Genomic DNA, 21,573 nt, shown 5'->3' with positions numbered 1-21,573 from the left:
TTGACTGGAGAGATCATGGCACGCCAATTTCACCCTGCCGACGAACTACTGGCACCTGCCGGACTCGGGAGACGGTTGCTTGCCATGCTCTATGACGGGCTTATCTGCATTGCCGTACTGATCGTCTGTACCTGGGGTTACACCATGCTGGCTGCGTGGATTATCGGATTCGATGAATACAAGGCTCTTGCGGAATCCGGTGCACTTAACAGTGACCCGCTGCTTACCTCGATCCTGTTTGTATTGCTCTTCATGTTCTTCGGCTATTTCTGGACCCGAACCGGCCAGACACTGGGCATGCAGGTTTGGCGAATTCGTATCGAAAACGCCAATGGCACATCGATTCGCTGGCCACAGGCTCTGTTCCGGTTCCTGAGCGGTTGGGTGAGCTGGTTTGCAGCGGGGTTGGGTTATATCTGGATGCTGTGGGACAGTGACAAAAGAACCTGGACGGATCGCTTCTCAGAAAGCCGGGTCGTGCGGGTCCCCAAAGAACCCTGAAGCCCATCAGATCAGACGTGCTGGCGGGAGCCTAACCCGCCCGCCGCATCAGGACCACACCGACAATGGCGCTCAGCAAGATGGGCGCTGCCACCGCAAGAATCGGATTAAAACCAAATACCACGCTAAGTGGCCCCAGCAAGTCCTGCATGTACTTGAACACCAGACCAACGATAATCCCGGTGAACACCCGAAAGCCCATGGTGACCGAGCGAAGCGGTCCGAATACGAACGAAATAGCCACCAATACCAACACCGAAATCGCGACCGGACTGAGGGTCTTTTTCCAGAATGACAGCCAGTAACTGGACGAATCAAGATTCTGTTCATCCAGGTAGCGCGCGTAGGTATAAAGTCCGCTGATTGACAGATTATCCGGCTTGACTATCAACACACTCAGCACGTCGGGCGAGAGCTCACCTTCCCAGCGCCGTGATTCGGCCTGATCCCGGGTGATCTTGTCTTTCGAGATATGCGTTGTAACCGAGTTCTCCAGCAGCCAGTGGTCACCTGAATAGGTCGCCCGATCTGCGAAAGTGGCCGAATCCAGCCAGCGATTGTCATCAAACTCGAACAGGGACAACCCGCGAATCACACCATCAGGTTGCACTGCATTCATGTGGATGAACGTATTTTTCTCCCGGTGCCACACGCCCTTGACCGAAGCCCCGCCACCCCCTGCGCCCTGAGCAATATTCTTGCTACTCTCTGCGATGCGCTCAAAATGAGGCGCAACGTATTCACCGAGAAACAGCCCCAGCAAAACCACCACAATAGTGGGCTTCATCGCACTCCAGACAATACGGCGAATCGATACACCGGCGGCACGAATGACAACGAGCTCTGATGAGCTGGCCAATGTTCCCAGGCCGATAAGGCAGCCCATGAAGGCACCCAGCGGCAGGTAATCGTAGATGCGGCGCGGCATCGTCATCACCACATAAAGCAGCGCATCAAGAGCCTGGTAATCGTTCGCGGTATCATCCAGCTCGCCAATAAAACCAAAGATAAAATCAAGCGACAAAACCACCAGCATTACGAGCAGCGTGGCACCACCGACCGTTTTGATGATGTAGTTATCAAGCTTGCGCATGGGACTTCCCTTCCTTTACCAGCTGGCGCTTGCGCATCCACGCCGAACCGAATTGCAACCAGAGCCCGAAAGCCAGGAACAGAAGATGCACCCAGGCCATACCCAGCCACTCAGGGACTTTCTCCTTGGCCAGCGCATCCCGCGCAACAATCAGCAGCCCAAGGTAGAGGATGTAGAGCAGCATGGCCGGAAGCAGGTGGAAGAAGCGGCCCTGTCGAGGATTAACCCGACTCAGGCGCACAGCAAGCAAGGTCACTATGGGTACGATGAATGGTAGCGAGAAGCGCCAGTGCAGCAGCGCGCGCATTTCAGGGTCATCAGATGCCATCAGGTCAGCCGTTGAGGTGGCCTCGTCGTTCTTGCGCTCGTTATAGGATTCCGGGCCCGTTATTTTCAGGCCATAGTCGTCAAACGTCATCAGCTTGTAGTCAAGATTACCCGGCCGACCGGAAAAACGCTGGCCGTCGCCAAGCACCAGAAAACGACTTCCTGTCGAGTCATCAACAAACTGGGAACCCTCCTGAGCGGTAATAAGCGCCCAGGATGACGATGCCTTGTCATACTCGGCGATAAAAACGCCCATGAGCTGCTTTTTATCATCAGTGAGCGCCTCGGTGTAGGTCACGCGACTACCCGACGCAATGCTCTGGAAGCGGCCGGGAGACAGCAAATCAAACTCTGTCGCCTGTCGCTGTTCATTGATGATATCAACCACCTTCTGTGCACCCCACGGCGACAGAAAAAGGCTCATGGAGCCCACTATCAACATCACAACAACACTGGTCACCATGGTATGCGCCAGCACCTGCCTGTCACTGACGCCGCAAGCGAAGAGCACCGTCATTTCGCTTTCAAGGTACATGCGGCCGTAGGCGAGCAGGATGCCAATAAACAGCCCCAACGGCAGAATCAGCTCCAGGAATCCGGGAAAGCGGTAACCCATGATGGTGAACAAAACATCTGCAGACAGCTTGCCGGCAGCCGCATCAGCCAGATATTTGATAAAGCGGCCACTCATGAACACAAGCAGCAGAACGCCGGAAACCGCCAGCATGCTGACAATAACCTGACGGGTCAGATAGCGGAAAATGATGAACAAAATGTCCCTACCCAATCAGAACAGATGGAGGTGTACACCCCTGATCTTCGGCTACAAGGGAGACACTGGCGAACCCGCGCTATTCTAGTGAACCTTGTCGACGATTGACAGATCAGACGCCATACCCGAAACAGTATGGTGCAGTTTGTCGTTGTGCACCCTAAAATTGACGTACCCGCGTCAAGTGCAAGGGAAAAAAGCTTCGCGTACACTTGAGCGATCACGGACATTACCCCAGAATCTCACGTCTGACGCAGGCACAGTTCGCCCGACTAATGCACCGTTAAACAGTGCAAGCTCAAGGCGGACAAAGAGAGGCTCACGCGCAGAACTCTCTGTATGCCCAACGCATGAACCAACGGAGCTGCCATGAAATACGCCCTGAACAGCAAACCCCTCGCCGAAGTAAAAGCTGATTGCCTGATCGTATCCGTACCGGAAAAAGGTGACTGGCCTGCCTCAACAGCCGCTGCAGATGCGGCGCTCGACGGTCAGATCAAGGATCTTCAGAAAGCCGGTGACATTTCTGGCAAGGCCGGCTCAAGCCTGCTGCTGCCGCTGTCAGGCCAGCCCTGGAACCGGCTTTTGCTGGTGGGCAGCGGCAATGGTGGTGCCCAATCAGCACTGGCATATCGCAAAATGGTCACCGCCGCGCTGTCGAAGCTGACCAGCTCTGCGTCAAAGAAAGCACTCGTCGCGTTAGCAGACAACGACGTTGAAGATCGCGATGAAAGCTGGAAAGTCAGCCTGATCGCCAGATTGTCTGAAGAGTTGCTATACAGCTTTACCGGTTTCAAAAGCACCAAAGCCAGCGGCAGCGCGCTTGCCAGCTTGACGATCGCAGCCTCAGCCAATAACGCGGCTCTGAAAAAGGCAATGGCCACTGGCGAAGCGATCGGTCACGGCATGAATTTCACCCGGGACCTGGGCAACACGCCTCCCAATGTCTGCAACCCTTCCTGGCTCGCTGATCAGGCGAAACAGCTTGCCAAGACTCACGATGTCATCAAGACCGAAATCCTTGATGAAAAGCAGATGAAAAAACTGGGCATGAACAGCCTGCTGTCCGTATCTGCCGGCAGTGACCAACCTGCGCGCCTGATCGTAATGGAATACCGGGGCGGCAAGGCCAAAGACAAGCCTCACGTGCTGGTCGGCAAAGGCATCACCTTTGATTCAGGTGGCATCAGCCTCAAGCCGGGCGAAGGCATGGATGAAATGAAGTATGACATGGGCGGCGCTGCCAGTGTGTTTGGCACCATGCGCGCCCTGGCAGAAATCAAACCAGCCATCAATGTTGTTGCGATCGTTGCGGCGGCGGAGAACATGCCCGGCGGCGGCGCCACACGCCCAGGCGATATTGTGACCTCAATGTCCGGCCAGACCATTGAGATCCTCAACACCGATGCTGAGGGGCGACTGGTACTGTGCGATGCGCTCACTTATGCCGGCAAATATGACCCCGAATCGGTCGTCGATATCGCGACGCTTACCGGCGCGATCATCGTTGCCCTGGGTAAGGAAGCCAGCGGCCTGTTCAGCAACAATGAAGAACTGGCACTACAGCTGCAACAGGCCGGTCAGCGCACATGCGACCGCGTTTGGCAGCTTCCCATTTGGGAGGAGTATCAGCCACTGCTGGACAGCAACTTTGCTGACATGCAAAACATCGGTGGGCGCATGGCCGGCTCGATCACCGCAGCCTGCTTCCTGTCACGGTTTACCCGCGACTACCGTTGGGCGCACCTGGATATCGCAGGCACAGCCTGGCTCTCTGGCAAAGAAAAAGGCTCAACAGGCCGTCCTGTGCCGCTGTTGGTCGACTACCTGCTGTCCAATGTCTGAACCTAGCCCGCAATCAACCAGTGCAGGTCAACACCGGCACTGGTTTTACCTGATCCCCCAGGATACCGAATCCGCCCGGTTGCTCTACGCCGCCAGGTTGACGGAAAAAGCCTATAAACAGGGGGATCGGGTGTGCCTGATGTGTAATCCGGGTGAGCAGATCCAGGCACTGGACAGGGTGTTGTGGCAGTTCAGCCCGGATAGCTTCATCCCTCATACTCTGATGGATTCAGCGGTTGCACCCGGTTCCCGGCCAGAGAAAGTAGGCCTGGTATCAGGCCAACCCTCTCCTGCCGACTGGGATACTGTGATTGTGCTGGGCGCATCACTGCCAGCAAAAGCGGACAGGTTTGCGAGACTGGCACTGATCGCCAGTAGTGATGCTGCCACTCTGAACCAGGCCCGCGGCCACTTCCGCCAACTGCGCGAGCTAGGCATCCAACCGCAAGTGCATGACGCCAGAAAAAGCCGGTCTTGAGCCCACCCAACAGCCGGACTCTCTCATTATTTGGCATTCAACGCCCTGGCTCATGACGCAGCAGGCATGACCGTTAAATCCGGTCCGGGTTAATCCCGTTTTGCGGTTCGCCCATCCCCGCCCTGCCATGTATAATTCCGATCCCACGTTTAACCAGGCTTTAAGCAGATACCTCCATGGAAAAGACCTACCAGCCAGAGAATATTGAGCGTCAGTGGTACGAAAACTGGGAGAAGCAGGGCTATTTTCGCCCCCGCGGCGAAGGCGACCCGTTCTGCATCATGATCCCGCCGCCCAATGTCACCGGCAGTCTTCACATGGGCCACGCGTTCCAGCACACCATTATGGATACGCTCACACGCTACCGCCGCATGCAGGGCCGCAACGCCCTTTGGCAGATCGGCACTGACCATGCCGGCATCGCGACCCAGATGGTGGTCGAGCGCAAGCTGGCAGTCGAAGAAGATAAAAACCGTCACGACCTCGGGCGTGACGAGTTCATCAAACGTATCTGGGACTGGAAGGGAGAATCCGGTGGCACGATTACCCGCCAGATGCGCCGCCTTGGTAACTCGGTCGACTGGGACCACGAACGTTTCACAATGGACGATGGTTTTTACCGGGCTGTACAGGAAACCTTCATCCGCCTGTATGACGAAGGCCTGATCTATCGCGGCAAGCGTCTGGTCAACTGGGATCCCAAACTTCATACCGCCATTTCGGATCTGGAAGTCGAAAACAAAGAAGAAAAAGGCCATCTGTGGCACCTGCGTTACCCGCTGGCCAATGGAGCGAAGACCAAAGACGGCAGGGATTATGTTGTTGTTGCCACCACGCGCCCTGAAACCATGTTGGGTGATACGGCCGTAGCCGTGCACCCAAGCGATGAGCGCTATCAGGACCTGGTAGGCAAAACGGTTCTGCTGCCGCTGGCCAATCGCGAAATACCGATAGTCGCTGACGAGCACGCAGATCCGGAGAAAGGCAGCGGCTGTGTCAAAATCACACCTGCCCACGACTTCAATGACTACGCCGTCGGCAAACGCAACCAACTGCCAATGCTCAACGTTCTGACCAAAGACGCGAACATTCGTGACCGGGCCGAAACGTTCAACAGCGACGGTACTGAAAACACCGAACTCGACGGCACCATTCCGTCTGCCTACGCCGGTCTTACCCGCGAAGCTGCGCGTAAACAGGTCGTGGCCGATCTCGATGCCGGCGGACTACTCGAAGAAGTCGAAGACCATGTTCTGAGCGTGCCGCGCGGTGACCGCTCGGGGCTGATCATTGAACCGATGTTGACTGACCAATGGTTCGCTGACGCCAAGACCCTGGCCAAACCGGCTATCGAAGCAGTTGAAGACGGGCGTATTGAATTCGTGCCCAAGCAATACGAGAACATGTACTTCTCGTGGATGCGCGATATTCAGGACTGGTGTATTTCCCGGCAGCTCTGGTGGGGGCACCGCATCCCCGCCTGGTACGATGCCGAAGGCAACATCTACGTCGGCAAAGATGAAGCCTCAGTGCGTGAAAAGTACAACCTGAGCGCCGAACTGGATATCCGCCAGGATGACGATGTTCTCGATACCTGGTTCAGCTCTGCCCTCTGGACCTTTGGCACTCTGGGCTGGCCCGAAGACAACGCACGTCTCGCCACCTTCCATCCGACAGATGTACTGGTCACCGGTTTCGACATCATTTTCTTCTGGGTCGCCCGCATGATCATGATGACGATGCATCTGATCAAGGATGATAAAGGCAAGCCACAGGTACCGTTCAAAACCGTGTATGTCACCGGTCTGATCCGTGACGAGCAAGGCAACAAGATGTCGAAGTCAAAGGGCAACGTCCTTGACCCGCTCGACATGATAGATGGCATCAGCCTTGATGATCTGATGGGCAAGCGCACCGGCAACCTGATGCAGCCCCAGCTGGCGCAGAAGATCGGCAAACGCACCCAGAAAGAGTTCCCCGAAGGCATCGCTCCTCACGGCACCGATGCGCTACGCTTCACTCTCGCCTCACTGGCTACAACCGGCCGTGATATCAACTGGGACATGAAGCGACTGGAAGGCTACCGAAACTTCTGCAACAAGCTTTGGAACGCCGCGCGCTACGTGCTCATGAATACGGAAGGCGAAGATTGCGGACTGAACGGCGGCAACATTGAGCTTTCACTGGCTGACCGCTGGATCATCAGCGCATTGCAGAACTGCGAGCGCGATGTCACCCGCCATCTTGACCAGTACCGCTTTGATCTGGCCGCCTATGCGCTGTATGAGTTTATCTGGAACGAATACTGCGACTGGTATCTCGAGCTATCCAAGCCAGTGCTGACCAACGACGATGCCAGTGCAGATGCAAAGCGTGGCACGCGTCGCACGCTGGTGCGGGTACTGGAAGCTGTCCTTCGCCTGGCCCACCCCATCATTCCGTTTATTTCGGAAGAGATCTGGCAGCGTATTGCGCCGCTGGCAGGCAAGCAAGGCGATACCATCATGCTACAGGTCTATCCTGAGCCGGATGACGCCAAAGTCGATCTGCAGGCAGAAGCCGATATCGAATGGCTGAAAGGTATGATCGTCGCTGTGCGAAATATTCGCGGCGAGATGAATATCTCCCCAGCCAAGAAAATCCCTGTATTCCTGCGCGGCCCGGAAATCGATCGCGAGCGAATGGAAGCCAACCGTCAGTTCCTGATTTCACTGGCCAAGCTGGAAACTCTGGAATGGCTCGGCGACAAAGAAGCGCCCATGTCAGCCACCCAGCTTGTAGGCGATCTGGAAGTACGGGTTCCGATGGCAGGCCTGATCGACAAGGATGCGGAGCTGGCACGGCTCGACAAAGAGCTGGAGCGCATTAATAAAGAAATCAAACGCCTGGAAGGAAAACTCGGCAACGCCGGCTTTACCGATAAAGCCCCTGCTGAAGTTGTTGAAAAGGAGCAAGGCAAGCTGGCTGATGCACAGAGCAGCCTGAGCCGCCTCCAGGACCAGAAAGCCCAGATAGAGGCGATGTAAGCCTCAGCACACCTTACGCCGGACGCCGCTGATGTCACAGGAGAACCGTCAGACCATCCTTATCATCGGCGCCGGCGCAATGGGCCGCCTATGGGCTGCGTATCTTTCACCCGCGTTTCACGTGATGTTTGGCAGGCGCCAACCTGGCGCCGCTGAACTCGCCTGTCAGTTTTCTCCCTTCAATCCGGCATCCCGTCAGATCGTCACTGTGCGCATCCCCGTGGCAAAAAACACTGAAATTCAGCCTGACCTGGTGCTGGTCACCACCAAAGCTCCCGATGCACTTGAAGCGCTGCGGCGGTTTTCATCCTGTATCGGTGACAATACGCCCATATTGCTGTTCCAGAACGGAATGGGAAGCCAGCAGGCAATCGCTGAGACCTGGCCGCATATGCCGGTGATTGCCGCCTCGACCACGGAAGGTGCGTATCTGGATGACCAGGGCAAGGTTATTCACGCCGGCAAGGGATCGACGTGGCTAGGCGGGCTCACACCCTCGGGCCAGAGCAAAGCGGCTCTCGGTGCTGACCTGCTGACGCACTCCGGTCTCGATATCCAGATCGACGCGAACATAGAACGCAGGCTCTGGATGAAGCTGGCGATTAACGCAGGTATCAATCCTTTTACAGCGATATTGGATTGCCCCAACGGTGGCATCATTGGTCAGCCATTTTTTGAAACGCGTATTGGTGATGTGTGCACTGAAGTCAGCCGCGTGATGACGCTGCACAACTACCCCTGCACCGCAGAAATGCTCGAGGACGAAGTCCGCACCGTGGCCCAGCGAACCGCTGCAAACAGTTCATCCATGCGCCAGGACGTTAAGGCGGGTCGAAGCACCGAGATCGAGATGATGAATGGCTTTATTGTCAGTGAAAGTGAACGTCAAGGACTGGACGCGCCGGTGAACCGTTTTCTCGCCAATAAAGTAAAGGCTCTGTAACGCACATTCATTCTACTGATATCAGAAAGGATCCACACATGGGGTATCGGCTTTCAAAAATCTACACCAAAACCGGCGACGATGGTTCAACCGGTCTCGCCGATGGCAGCCGCATCAACAAAGATGCCCTGCGTGTCGAAGCCCTGGGTACCGTCGATGAACTCAACTGCCAGATTGGCGTGATGATCGAATACCTGGGCACAGACGATGCGATGATATCGGTGCTTCGGCGCATTCAGCATCATCTCTTCGATCTCGGCGGTGAATTCGCCATTCCCGACAGTGTGTTGATCCAAAGCAGCCTGATTGACTGGCTGGAGGAAACCCTGGACAAGTGGAACGAAGACCTCCCACCCCTGAAAAACTTTATCCTGCCCGGAGGCAATAAAGTCGCCGCCCACAGCCACCTGGCGAGAGCAATCTGCCGCCGGGCGGAACGGGTCGTGGTGGCATTGGGGCACGAGGAAACAATTAATCCGTTCGGGCGTCAGTACCTTAACCGGCTGTCGGACCTGCTGTTTGTTTTTGCCCGAGTGCTCGCCCGGCGCAACGACGGTGAAGAAATTCTGTGGCAGCCCGGCAACAGCCAGTAAGCACATTCTAAAACGATGAGAGATCAACCCCGGCCAACATCAAACCGGGGTTGAAGGAAGGGCCCTGTCAGACCCGGAAGGATTCGACCAGACGACCGAGCTCGGTCGTCAGCCCCGACATTGAGCGAGAAGCTTCAAGTGTTTCACTCGCGTTGTCGGCCGTTGTATGGCCTAACTCGGTAATTTGCTCAACGTTGACGTTAATATTCTTGGCAACGGCTGATTGCTCTTCAGATGCCTGAGCAATCTGATGACTCATATCCACGATGGTTGATATGCCAGCCAGAATCTTCTCCAGCGCGCGGGTCACTTCGGACGACTTCTCAACGGTCGCGTTCGTCACCTCGTGACTATTGTTCATCGCCTTCACGGCATCTTTCACACCGCCCTGAAGCCGGCCGACCATACCTTCGATTTCCTCAGTGGATTTGTGTGTGCGTTGCGACAGCGAGCGCACCTCGTCCGCCACAACCGCAAACCCACGACCCTGCTCGCCCGCCCGGGCAGCCTCGATCGCAGCGTTCAATGCCAGCAAGTTGGTTTGCTCGGCAATTGCTTTAATTTCCACCAACACCTGACTGATGCTGTCACTGTCCTGGCTGACGCGGTTGATCACATCCGCCGCGCTGCGAATTTCGGTTGCCAGGCGGTTAATGGTATCCACGGTTTCGACCACTACCAGACGCCCCTGCTCCGCATCCTTCTCGGCGTGACCTGCCGAATCAGACGCGCGCTGGGCACTCTCCGCCACTTCCTGCACGGTATCGACCATCTGGTGCATGGCGTCTGCAATCTGGGTGGTTTCCGACATCTGACGGGCAACCGCTTCGCTGTTTGCCGATGCTGAATCGTTGACCCGAACAGCCTGTTGCGCCACATCGTCAGTCGTGCGGGAAACAGACTTAACCAGCTCCGAAATTTTCGTCGTCATGTTGTTGAACTCGCTGGTTAACGCACCCAACTCGTCCCGGTTATCCAGATCGATACGCACGGTCATATCGCCGCCAGCCACTTTCCTGGCCGCTTCACCAAAGGTGGTAATCGCCGTTTTGACCGACAGGAAAAAGCCCATATACAAAAACACAATGATAACGAGCAATACGGCAAGCGCGATAAACAACAGCATCCGCTGATCGGTTTCGGCATTCAGGCGATACGCGAGATTATCGGCCACGATATCGAGGATGGTGGACTGAAGCTCAAAGTGGCTGCTGATGGCGTCCGTCGCGAGTGCATCAAACTCTTGCCAGGGCATTTCGAGGCGATAGGGTGTAATAACGTTGGTATCCAGCGCGTCGCGTACCTTGATCGGGCTCTCGGCCACCTTCTTCAGAAGATTGGATGCACGATCCTCAAGCCCGGATGACGCACTGACGGCTACCTGAAATTCCGAATCAATCCGGGTTTTCAAATTGGTGAGCCGGTCAAACATTTCATTCATTGCATCAGCGGTTGCGGAATCCAGCTGCCCCTGCGAAAGACCGTAAATGGCATAAGAGCGGGCCTGACCTTCAGCCCCGGCTGACTCCAGCAACAGATTCGTGCTGATCTGAAGCAGCAACTGGTTTTCCGGCAAGGAATCCTGAGCCAGACCGGACACTTTGAGTGTCGAGGCCAGCAAGGCGCGCACTTTCTGGACAAATTCCTGATAATACTTGTACTGGGGATCGATGTTGCTTTGCAGAATGTCTTCCGACTTCAGGGATTGCCACTCGTCATTCAGGATCGCGACCTGATCTTTCCAGCCACCGGAAGGATCAAACGAACCATCCGCTTCCATCATGGCTGCCAGCGATGTATCGATCAGCTCGCCCGCTTCATCACTTTTGGCAATAAGCTCCTGATCACTACTGACTTTTCCGACCGAGCGATAGTCCCGATAGGCATAAGAGGCTTCCAGCATGCTCGCCGCTTCGTTCAGCTGAACAAGGCCATCGGCCTCACGGGCAACCGCGTCAATGGACTCATTGAGCTGGCTAACCAACAGGTAGGTCAATCCGATAATGGGCAAGAGAAACAGCACGCTGATAAGGCTGAACTTGTAGAACATCGGCAGCCGGTTCATCAACGCAACAGCTGGATATAACAGTTGCTTCACTCGTTCCCCCAAAGCATTCAGTGCCCGGCAGCTGACGCGGCCTTCGTATTATTATTGGTATTCCTCAATCTGCCTGTCGAGCGGCAGTTGAGAAGGTCACATAACGGCCAATCAACTGAATAGCCGTTCAAAAGTTCATATCTATATTGTCGCCTTAGTGGCCAGAATCTTGAGTTTAATTTAATAAAATTTTGTAAATTCTGGTGCTGAACCTGCGTGACAGGCGCCTGCGACAGGATAGTACGCCCGCTCGAGTCGCCAACATACTTTAAATTATTCTTATAATTAGTTGAAAATACCAGCAATTGCCAATAATGCCAGCACACAAATCCATACCAGGAAGCTTCGATTGAGCAGATCGCGGACCGCGCTGAGGCTGCGGGCTCCGAAATCAGGCCAGTCATCAGGATGGGCAGCTTCAAATCTCACCGGATCAAGCGCATAACTCGAAAGCGCGCCATTCGCGCTATCAAAGAGCAAGGCGGGCGCTTTGCCCCGCAATACAAACGTTCGACGCTTCGCCGTTGCCAGCCAGCCGCCGAGATCGCCAGCCAACCCGAAACTGATTGCCAGCAATCGCACCGGAACCCAGGCAACGACTGCAATCAACCGGCCAAAAGCCGGGCGTGCGGGAGCTGATGGCCAGTGGTCACGAAGCGCCAGGCAGAGCCGAATCACCACGGCCCCGGCAGGACCCAGCAATACAAACCAGAACACCACCAGGAAATAACGCTCAAACACCTGAGCCAGCAGACGTGAGGTAACGGCGCGATGCAACCCTTCCGGTTCGAGCCCTTCTGCACGCTGATCGGACGTGAGCAGATGACTGACGTGATGCCACGCTGCCTGCATATCACCCCGGCGCCAGCTTTCGCCATAGGCCTGGAGCGCATCACGCCAGCCCGGAAGCCCCATGGTCAACAACAGCACCACGAAATCCAGCGGCCAGGTCATGGGCGACCAATCGCCTCCCCTCAACCAATAGTCCAGCGCCAGCACGCTAACGAAAACCAGTACCAGCATCAGAAAGCCGATCGTGGCCCTGTGCTCCTTGCCAGGCTTTGCAGCAGGCGCCCTGGAAACAAGGGCGCGAAATAGAGCATCAAGGTCCAGCCGACCCGACGCATCCAGCCGGCGACGAACGAAATAGGCCAACAGCAGAATGATGAAGTTCATGGTGTCAGCCCCCCGCGCTGGGAAGCGTCGATATGATCATCGAGTGTCCGGAGAAACAATGCCCAGTCGAATGCCGGCCCCGGATCAGTTTTCCGCCCGGGCGCGATGTCACTATGCCCGGTTATACGCGACCGGCTGATTGCCGGCCAACGCTGCATAACCGCACGGCAGATAGCCGCCAACGTGCTGTATTGCGCGATTTCAAACGGCACATCATCAGCACCTTCCAGCTCAATACCGATACTGAAATCATTGCATTCCTCCATGCCGTCAAAACAGGAGCGACCGGCATGCCAGGCGCGGTCGAGGAATGACACAAACTGCACGCAATCGCCATTGCGACGGATCAAGGCATGAGCAGAGACTTTCATCTCTGCAATTTCTTCGAAATAAGGGTGCTTTCCGGCGTCGAGCGAATTACAAAAGAACTGTTCGATGTGATCACCGCCAAACTGACCGGGCGGCAGGCTGATGTTATGGACAACCAACAGCGAAATGGCGGAACCAGAAGGCCGCTGGCCAAAATTGGGTGACGGGCAGTGCCGCACTCCCTCAAGCCAGCCGCTGGCATCGATTGGATAGTGTTTCGGAAAAAGCTCAGTGCTCAAGGGAATACCATCGTTTAGCCGCAAAAACTGCAGCGAGTGTACGATGATTGAAGCACAAAGCAAGATGGCAGGCCAACGCGCAGCCCCGGAAGTCAGTCCTTCCGGCTATGGCGCAGGTTATCGATAATGGACTCAAGCGCACGATCGAATATCAGGCCATCATCAAGCATATTCACTTCGCCGGTTTCCAGAGCAGTGGCGACATCCGCCAGGTTGTACTCCGCCACTTTTGCACCGTTTCGGTTTACGAAGATGTACTTGCCTGTTGCCTTGATCACGGCAGCAAGCTTGCAACGGGTTTTCTGGTCGTCCCTGGACAACTCGACCCAAGAGCCAACGCGAAGCTTCTCAGCCATCTCAAGCCAGCGAGTATCGGCCAGAGGCACATCGACCTGCTTTGCCGTCATCGGCTCAACTGCCACCGAAGATGTTGCCTCGACAGCCGCTACAGGCTCTGGGATAACCTCTGCCTCAGGGGCAACCACCTCAACAGCCGGCACAACCGGAGTTGGCTCGACAACAGGTTGTGATGCTTTGGCATCAGCCTGCATTTCGGCAACCGCACTTGCGACTTCAGGCGCCACGGGTTCAGGCTGAACGACCGGTTCAGACTTAACCTCCGGAGCGATCTTCTTCGGTTTTGTCTCAAGCGCCAGTTGCTGAAGGGTATCCACATGGGCGAGCTCGAGATCGTGCACCAGTGCATCGCTGGCAAACGGGTCCCAGGAAACTGAATGTAGCCCCTTGCGAAGATCGTCAACGATTGCCGGAATCCGGCGCAGCAATTCAGACCGGGTCTGATCCGTTACCGGTTGGGGATCCACACTCCACACCAGTCTTTCCGCCAGCGTTACTGCATGATTCCAACCTTCACTACCCTCGCCCTCGCGCAGGTATAGAAACTGCAACACTTTGCTCCAGGGTTCAGCCAGCAATTGCTGCATAACAGATGGGAGTGTTCTGTTTTCAGTAACCCGGGTCAGGACCTCGCTGGCAGCAGCGCGTGCACGCTCCTGTCGCGCACGCCCTTCTTCAGCATCACGCAAGCGCTGCTCAATCAACTCGCGGCGGCGGCGATCCAGATCCATGAAATGGGCGAATTCATTCAGCAGATCCGGGAAAATATCGACGTTATCCGTGAACTCCCGCAACAACCGATCTGACACCGATTCAATTTTTTCTCGCAACGGGTCACGCTGACCTTCCGACTTTTCATTCCAGCCAATACCCGCCATCGCCAACTCATTCAGCAATTTACGTGCGGGGTGACCGCCACGATTGAAAAAGCTGCGATCAAGCAAGGCCACTTTGAGCATGGGGATTTGCAGACGGCTAATGATCGATTTCATTGGCACAGGCAGGTGACGATCTTCGAGGATGAAGTCAAACAACATCGTCACCAGGTTAACCACGTCAGCGTCTACCTGATTGAGCGCCTTGATTCCCTGTGACCGGTCATCCAATACGCTTTCAATTTGCGACGTCAGGCTACCCGGCATTGTGCCAGCAGCATCGTGCTCGTTGGCCGCTGCCGTCTGCTGCAGCTGGGATAACCGGCGCATAAGATCACGGGTATCAAGCGACGCACCAGACCCTGAGCCCTGAGAAGAACCAGCTGACGCCCCTGAGCTCTGCTGCCCACTCTGGTCGCCACTATGCAGCAACGCGGACAGTTCGGAGAAGGTCGCACGGGTTTGCCCGGTCTGGATCGCGCCGTCGCCCTCACCCGAGCTATTACTTTGAGCTGGCGAAGCAGATGAAGGCGGCACAGGCGCACGGTTGGTAACGGTCGGCACTTCGGGCTCGGTGCGGGTGCGCTGAGCTCCCTTTGGGGCACCTACCGGTGCGCGGGTCATATCAGGGAGCACACCGTCTTTTACCAGCAACGCATTGGCATCACGATAAAGACCATCCAGTCGACTGATCAGCAATTTATCGAATAACTTGAGTACCACCAGCTTTGCCCTGATATCGATATCCAGATCATCGCAGGCTTCCTGCAATCCGCCGCAGATCACCTCAGGGCTCAGCGGCATCTGTCGGTCTTCAAGGCTGACGCTGGGTGCAACGTGCTGGAAACGGGTAACCAGCATACGAATGGCATCAAGATGGCGATTTCGAAGCTTGGTTATCAGGTTATCGATGGCGACTTGCTGCTCTAACTCCCCGTGCCCTACCAGGCTGAGATTATCCTGATTCACGTCGGTCAGGCTGCTGTTGGCAGGACGCGGGTCAAATTTACCCAGTTCGTTAAATGCCCGGGCAACCCACTGCAACATGGTGAGCGTCATGGATTTGCGGCGTAGCCGAAGCTCGCGCATGGCATCAAAATAAGCGGCCTGGTCCTGATTTGACCCGGCTTTGTCCGCCATATTGAACAGCGCGTCGTCCGCGCTGTCGAAGAATTCCGTTAGTTCCTTGGTCAGAGACTGCCCCGAAAAATCACGCAAGCGAATCAATGCAGACGGCAGCGTAAACGAACGCTCTCCTCCGGTCTTGTGCAAGTTCACGACACGATTTTCGTTGGTCATTTCGGGTTCCCCTGGAACAGCTTTACTTACCGAATTCGGGATTAATGCAGCTGGCATTTCACAATTATTGACATCACCTATGCATCATAGGCGCTAACCACGTCACCTTCTGTCAGGAATTGTCACCGTTTGTGATCGATGGAACTGGTTCACATTTTCATTTTCAAAACCGCCAAACAACGGTCACTGGCCCCGGCTCCCCAGAACACCGGATTTCGCCGACCATCCCAGGTCGAGTGACAAAAACCGTCAGCTTTTGAGCACTTTCGGTAATGTTCAGTTAACCGTTCGCGCTTGGCCCCATGCCGATGAGCCAGTAAACTTGCGCGGTTTACAGACCACTCCGGAGCACACCATCACCATGCCCACGCTTTCTGCCGATATTCTGCGCCAGTCCCGAATTGATACTGTCAGCCGCAGTCTCGATGAAGATATTGGCACTGGCGACATCACCGCCCAGCTCATTCCTGAGGACAAGCGGGCATCCGGCCGGGTCATCACCCGGGAACATGCCGTCATTGCCGGGCAGGAATGGGTAAATGAAGTATTCAGACAGGTGGATCCGACCATTACGCTCGAGTGGCAATGCAGCGATGGCGATATCGTGAAACCCGACCAGGTGTTGTTCACCTTCCATGGCAGCGCGCGCAGCCTTTTAACCGCCGAGCGTTCGGCCCTGAATTGGCTGCAGACGCTCTCCGGTGTCGCCACATGCTGTCATCACTATGCAAGCAAGGTCGCGCATACCAACGTACAGCTGCTCGATACCCGAAAAACCCTCCCGGGGCTGCGACTGGCCCAAAAATACGCGGTTACCTGCGGTGGCTGCCACAATCATCGGATCGGCCTGTATGACGCGTTCCTGATAAAGGAAAACCACATCGCGGCCAGCGGAGGCATCCTCAACGCCATTACAGCGGCCCATCGAATCGCGCCGGGCAAACCTGTTGAAATTGAAACAGAGAACCTGCAGGAATTCAGAGAAGCGCTGAACGCCGGGGCCGATATCATCATGCTGGATGAGTTCAGTCTTGCAGATATGGCAACCGCCGTACGGGAGAACGCCGGCAGAGCCAAAATTGAAGCCTCTGGGGGTATTAATGAAGACACGCTGGTCCCCATAGCGGAAACCGGAGTGGACTATATATCGCTAGGCACGCTGACCAAGGATATACGTGCAACTGACCTGTCTCTCAGATTGGACAGTCAGGCGGTAAGTGATTAACGCCACGCAGCAGGATTCAGGGTCAATCTGCCGAGTAAGCAGACGCGTCGCTGAATTCGCCTGTCGATTACACGCGGTTACCATACCAAACCCGCTTTACATAAAATTTCGGGTAATCTGAGATTGAGCCCTGTGCGTTTTGCGACCATTTTCAGGCATAACGGTACACGGTCACATTTGGATCAGGGTTAATGTAGCGACACCCGATAATCGCGACTATTTTTACTAAGATCGAAATCCTGTGGCAATCAAATGCAGACGGTCCGCTATCTCACCAAGCCGACATCCGGCAACCACCACAGGGAGTTGCGTTCGCGCATAGCCAGGGATGGGATTTAATTGAACGTTCGTTTCCAACTGCTCTCTCGAGCCAAAACCATACTGTTTCAACTGTTGATCGCAGCTGCGGTAATGGGGCTGGCCGCTACCAGCATTCAATTGCCGGGGCCTGGCGCCTATTATTCTATTGTCTGGCTGCCATCCGGGTTTGCACTGGCATTGCTATTACTGCTCGGACACAGAGTCAGCGTTGGCATTGCTGTCGGCTTGCTGGGAGCCGCCTGGCTACACACCCTGGAACTCAATACCGGCGACAGCCAAACAGCAACGGGCACATTCCTCGCCATTTTGATGTCCTATGGACTGGCGCCCTTCGTTGCTTTCCATGTATTTCGCCAAACACCGGCCGAGCAGTCACCACTTGCGGACTACCAGACCTTTCTCTGGCTGCTTGGTGCCATCACCCTCGCTTCGCTCTGTGCGGCCCTGCCGGTCACCTATCTTATTGACACCCTGGCGCCGGACGCCGGGCCGGGCCACCCCCTTAATGAAATATTCCTGCAAGCATGGTTTGCTCATTTCCTCGCGTCTATAACCATAACGCCGCTTATCCTGTCGCTCGTCCGGGAACCCATGGTGAGCCGTATTTTCCACCGGCCGCTGGAATGGGTGCTCTGGATTGCCGGCTTGCTGTTTATTGTCGGCCTGACCCAGCGTGACGTGCTTCAGGGTCTGTTCCTGTTACTCCCGTTGATGACCTGGGCGGCCACCCGATTTTCACTCAGTGGCAGCATGATCGCGATCGCAGCCGCGACCTTTACCGGGCTGGCCTGTATTTTCTTCGCGACCAGTCCTGAATTTGTTAACGGGATCGACCCGCTGCTCGGCGAATCACTCATCGCCGCAATGGCGGGCACCTCCTACTATGTTCGGGTCATTCTGGCGGACCGGGAGCGCGTCGAGAACAGTCTGGAGTCAACGGTTGAAGAGCGCACCCGCCAGCTGCAGATCACCAACTTTGAACTGAAGGACGAAATTTTTATCCGGGAACAGGCCGAGAAGTCTTTTCGCCGCTCGTCCCGCCACTTCCGTGCCTTGTTTGAAAACACCAGCAACCCGATTATCGTAGTTGATCGGAGCAACGCCATAAGGCAATGGAACAGTGCTGCCGAAGCGCTATTTGGCTACAGCCGTGACGAAGCGCTTGATCGCAACCTGATTGATGCCTTTATTCCGCCAGCCCAGAGAGACGAGCTTGCCTGGAAAATTACCAAGGTGCTCAACACCGGCCTTACCCGGGATCAGATTGAAACTGAAGTGAACAGTTTCGATGGCACGCCGCACACCATCCTGTGGAACCTGAACCGGCTACAGGAGGAAGATGATGATCACCATGTCCAGCTGATCCTGATCGGTCAGGACATTTCCGAAATCCGGGAAACCCAGAACCAGCTTCATTATCTCGCACACTATGACGTGCTGACGGACACGGCCAACCGCCGTTTGTTTGAGGACCGCTGTCGCCAGGCGATTGCCAGTGCCATGCGGCACGGCCACTACTGCGCGCTTATTGCGCTGGACGTCGATCATTTCAAGCGCATAAACGACACATTGGGTCACGACGCCGGCGATGAGTTGCTGCAGGAACTTGCTCGCAGACTGCAAAGCAATGTCCGGGAAGAAGATACAATTGCACGGCTCGGGGGCGACGAATTCGCCATCTTGCTGAACCAGGTAAACGGCGCCGAAGGCTGCGAGAAAGTGGCGAGGAGCATTCTCAACACCATCACCCAGCCAATGCGTGTTCCCAGCGGGGAACTGGTGATCACATCAAGTATCGGGATCACTCTGGCGCCGGTGGATGGCAAGAGTTACGACGAGCTGCTCAAGAATGCGGATATGGCCATGTATCGCGCCAAAAAAGCAGGCCGCAACAACCTGCAGTTTTTCAGCAGCGACATGAACGATGAGATGCAACGCCAGATGTCTCTCGAGCGGGAGCTGCGTGAGGCGCTTCGGGGCAACCAGCTGGATCTTTATTACCAACCTACGATCAATGCCCGCAACGGCCGGGTCGTTGCGCTGGAAGCGCTGCTTCGCTGGCGCCATCCAACGCGCGGGTTACTCTCTCCCGCCGACTTCATGGATATAGCCGAACAGACCGGGCAGTTGCAGCACCTCGGAGAATGGGTGTGCCACAACGCGTGCCTTCAATCACGAGCGATCCAGGCCATGAGCCCATCGCCCGTGTCTGTCAGCATCAACCTTTCATCGCGCCAATATAACCACCCTCAACTTGCAGAGAGCCTGCAGACGATCATCCAGGACACCCACCTGGATCCCAATCTGTTTGCCCTCGAAATTGATGAACGCGTGCTCAGCGACCGGCTTGAAGATACGGCAGCCACCCTGAATCGCCTCAAAGCGCTGGGCATTACATTGGTGCTGGACAGATTTGGCAGTGGACTCTCATCACTACGGTTATTGCGGGAATTGCCTTTCGATCAGGTAAAAATCGACCCGGAACTGCTGGAGCAGGCCCCCAAAGACGAAAACACCGCAGCCATTGTGCACACGCTGATCAACCTGGCGCGACAGCTGTCGTTAACGGTCGCGGCATCCGGCGTCCAAACGGCTGAGGAAGATGCATTCCTGCGGGCTGCGGGCTGCCATCTGCTGCAGGGCAACCGCTTTTGCGAACCGCTACCCAGCTCATCCCTGGGAGAGTTCTTCGAGGAAATCCGGAATGGGCGGGAACTGCTGCCCGCCGATCAGTTTTCGTTGTCACTGCCCCACGGCGGGCCGAGGTCAGACCGATCCTGAGGATCAGGCCTTGTCAGACAGTAGCGAATCAATCCGTGCGAGCTCGTTAACCAGCGCACTTCCGGAAACCGGTTCATTGCGGAAAAACTCTTCTGCCATCGGCGCAATCCCTGAAACTTCAGGTAATGCCAGATCCTGCTCGATGATAATTTTCATCCGTGGCAGAAAAATAAACTGCAGCCACTGATGAAAGCCCAGCGTGTCCATGCAGAACGGTTGAGTGCTGGTCAGCGCCTCCGGTGGAGGCGGCTCACTCTCCCAATAGGCCATGCGGCGCAGCTCGGTTTCAATCGCAAGAAGGCCGTCCGCCACATCGGCGGCCAGCATTGGTTTGGTACTCAATTTATAATCCTCCGTCACTGCCTAAAGCGGCTCAACCTCGACTGATTCACCGTTCAGGAGGCGATACAGATTGACGTACTGGCGCGTCAGATTGTGTTTCGGTGCAAAGTGCACCAATGGCTTTCCGGCCTGGTGGGATTCGCGCATTTTGACAGAACTGGAAAGCCGCACCGATAGAATAGGCAACCCTTCTTCCATAAGTTCACGCACCAGCTGACGCGGCAAAGAAGCCCGGGGCTGAAACTGGTTCGCGACAATCCCTTCCACGACCAGATCCGGGTTGTGATCCTCCTGAAGGTCCTGAATTTCGCCCATCAGGTTGTACAGTGCCTGTCGCGAGAAGTCATCGCAATCAAACGGGATCAGGCAACGCTGGGCTGCAATCAACGCTGATCGGGTATAAAAATTCAGCGCTGGCGCCGTATCCACATAAATCTCGTCGAAGCTCTCTTCCAGCTTTTTCAGTGCTTCGCGTAATTTGTAGATTTTGTGCTTGGCTTCCAGCTTGCGCTCTAGAAAATCAAGTTCAGGACTGGACGGCATCACAAACAGATTGGGATAAGGCGTGGCGTGCACAAATTCGTCAGGACGACGGTTAAACATTGAAAACGAGACCGTCTGCTCGAGCATGTCAGCCACGGTATCTTTTACTTCACCCACCCGTTTGCCCAACAGGTAATGGGTCGAATTACCCTGCGGATCAAGATCCACAACCAATGTTTTCTTGCCTTCAGCGGCTGTAATCGCGGCCAGGTTACAGGTAATACTGGATTTCCCTACGCCGCCTTTCTGATTGAAAACAACGCGTCTCATAATGTCACTATCCTTTTGATTTGAGTCCAGAATTCCAGGTACTGCCAAAATCGTCATTGCCGGCACGAACCCGCACCCTTTGAGTGCGCTTACCGGTCAA

Annotated in this window: 16 protein-coding genes; 8 read left to right on the top strand and 8 right to left on the bottom strand. The window is 55.5% G+C overall.

Translation table 11 applies throughout. The annotated features are described in order from the left end of the window. The first annotated feature begins 15 nt into the window (after window positions 1–15). Window positions 16–501 (top strand): RDD family protein, encoded by a 486-nt coding sequence (locus ACUN9X_RS09885; protein WP_445472947.1) that lies wholly within the window; start codon window positions 16–18, stop codon window positions 499–501. Window positions 502–532: 31 nt separating this feature from the next. Here the strand turns inward: ACUN9X_RS09885 and lptG are convergent, their stop codons facing one another. Together lptG and lptF are read right to left on the bottom strand one after the other, a co-directional pair. Then, complete coding sequence (gene lptG / locus ACUN9X_RS09880; RefSeq protein WP_445472946.1) at window positions 533–1,594, bottom strand: LPS export ABC transporter permease LptG; 1,062 nt, start codon at window positions 1,592–1,594, stop codon at window positions 533–535. Next, window positions 1,581–2,693 carry an LPS export ABC transporter permease LptF gene (gene lptF / locus ACUN9X_RS09875; protein WP_445472945.1) on the bottom strand — a complete coding sequence of 371 codons (1,113 nt, stop codon included), beginning with the start codon at window positions 2,691–2,693 and terminating at the stop codon, window positions 1,581–1,583. The genes lptG and lptF overlap by 14 nt, the downstream gene beginning before the upstream one ends. Before the next feature lie 369 nt (window positions 2,694–3,062). Here lptF and ACUN9X_RS09870 point away from each other — a divergent pair, with 369 nt between their 5' ends. The 5 genes from ACUN9X_RS09870 (at window position 3,063) to ACUN9X_RS09850 (ending at window position 9,578) form a co-directional block, all read left to right on the top strand. After that, the gene (locus tag ACUN9X_RS09870) at window positions 3,063–4,538 is read left to right on the top strand and encodes a leucyl aminopeptidase (protein ID WP_260035206.1); all 1,476 of its coding nucleotides are present in this window, start codon (window positions 3,063–3,065) and stop codon (window positions 4,536–4,538) included. Then, the gene (locus tag ACUN9X_RS09865) at window positions 4,531–5,016 is read left to right on the top strand and encodes a DNA polymerase III subunit chi (protein WP_445472944.1); all 486 of its coding nucleotides are present in this window, start codon (window positions 4,531–4,533) and stop codon (window positions 5,014–5,016) included. Before ACUN9X_RS09870 ends, ACUN9X_RS09865 begins: the two co-directional genes overlap by 8 nt. Before the next feature lie 176 nt (window positions 5,017–5,192). Then, entirely contained in the window at window positions 5,193–8,042 is a 2,850-nt protein-coding gene (locus ACUN9X_RS09860) for a valine--tRNA ligase (RefSeq protein WP_445472943.1), read from the top strand. Window positions 8,043–8,073: 31 nt separating this feature from the next. Beyond that, window positions 8,074–8,985 (top strand): ketopantoate reductase family protein, encoded by a 912-nt coding sequence (locus ACUN9X_RS09855; protein WP_445472942.1) that lies wholly within the window; start codon window positions 8,074–8,076, stop codon window positions 8,983–8,985. Between the two features lie 38 nt (window positions 8,986–9,023). Further along, window positions 9,024–9,578, top strand: coding sequence for a cob(I)yrinic acid a,c-diamide adenosyltransferase (locus tag ACUN9X_RS09850; protein WP_445472941.1), 555 nt, complete (start codon window positions 9,024–9,026; stop codon window positions 9,576–9,578). A gap of 67 nt (window positions 9,579–9,645) precedes the next feature. On the opposite strand, the gene ACUN9X_RS09845 is transcribed toward ACUN9X_RS09850, so the two are convergent. The 4 genes from ACUN9X_RS09845 to ACUN9X_RS09830 form a co-directional block, all read right to left on the bottom strand. Continuing rightward, on the bottom strand, window positions 9,646–11,676 hold the full coding sequence (locus ACUN9X_RS09845) for a methyl-accepting chemotaxis protein (protein ID WP_260035199.1): 2,031 nt from the start codon (window positions 11,674–11,676) through the stop codon (window positions 9,646–9,648). 285 nt (window positions 11,677–11,961) lie between these two features. Then, window positions 11,962–12,852 carry a regulatory signaling modulator protein AmpE gene (gene ampE / locus ACUN9X_RS09840; protein ID WP_260035198.1) on the bottom strand — a complete coding sequence of 297 codons (891 nt, stop codon included), beginning with the start codon at window positions 12,850–12,852 and terminating at the stop codon, window positions 11,962–11,964. Next, window positions 12,849–13,460, bottom strand: a complete 612-nt coding sequence (gene ampD, locus ACUN9X_RS09835; RefSeq protein ID WP_445472940.1) for a 1,6-anhydro-N-acetylmuramyl-L-alanine amidase AmpD — start codon at window positions 13,458–13,460, stop codon at window positions 12,849–12,851. The genes ampE and ampD overlap by 4 nt, the downstream gene beginning before the upstream one ends. A 92-nt stretch (window positions 13,461–13,552) precedes the next feature. Then, complete coding sequence (locus ACUN9X_RS09830; RefSeq protein ID WP_445472939.1) at window positions 13,553–15,991, bottom strand: DUF1631 domain-containing protein; 2,439 nt, start codon at window positions 15,989–15,991, stop codon at window positions 13,553–13,555. A gap of 361 nt (window positions 15,992–16,352) precedes the next feature. Between ACUN9X_RS09830 and nadC the strand changes: the two genes are divergently transcribed. Both nadC and ACUN9X_RS09820 read left to right on the top strand, forming a co-directional pair. Beyond that, entirely contained in the window at window positions 16,353–17,216 is an 864-nt protein-coding gene (gene nadC / locus ACUN9X_RS09825) for a carboxylating nicotinate-nucleotide diphosphorylase (protein ID WP_445472938.1), read from the top strand. 339 nt (window positions 17,217–17,555) lie between these two features. Continuing rightward, the gene (locus ACUN9X_RS09820; protein ID WP_445472937.1) at window positions 17,556–20,318 is read left to right on the top strand and encodes an EAL domain-containing protein; all 2,763 of its coding nucleotides are present in this window, start codon (window positions 17,556–17,558) and stop codon (window positions 20,316–20,318) included. Window positions 20,319–20,321: 3 nt separating this feature from the next. Here the strand turns inward: ACUN9X_RS09820 and ACUN9X_RS09815 are convergent, their stop codons facing one another. Together ACUN9X_RS09815 and ACUN9X_RS09810 are read right to left on the bottom strand one after the other, a co-directional pair. Further along, window positions 20,322–20,645, bottom strand: coding sequence for a YqcC family protein (locus ACUN9X_RS09815; RefSeq protein WP_260035749.1), 324 nt, complete (start codon window positions 20,643–20,645; stop codon window positions 20,322–20,324). 36 nt (window positions 20,646–20,681) lie between these two features. Beyond that, the gene (locus tag ACUN9X_RS09810) at window positions 20,682–21,473 is read right to left on the bottom strand and encodes a ParA family protein (protein WP_260035192.1); all 792 of its coding nucleotides are present in this window, start codon (window positions 21,471–21,473) and stop codon (window positions 20,682–20,684) included. Window positions 21,474–21,573: the final 100 nt, after the last annotated feature.

Source organism: Marinobacter sp. V032, from assembly GCF_052645435.1.
Note: the sequence above shows the minus strand (reverse complement) of the source record. Positions and strands in the feature narration are given on the sequence as shown.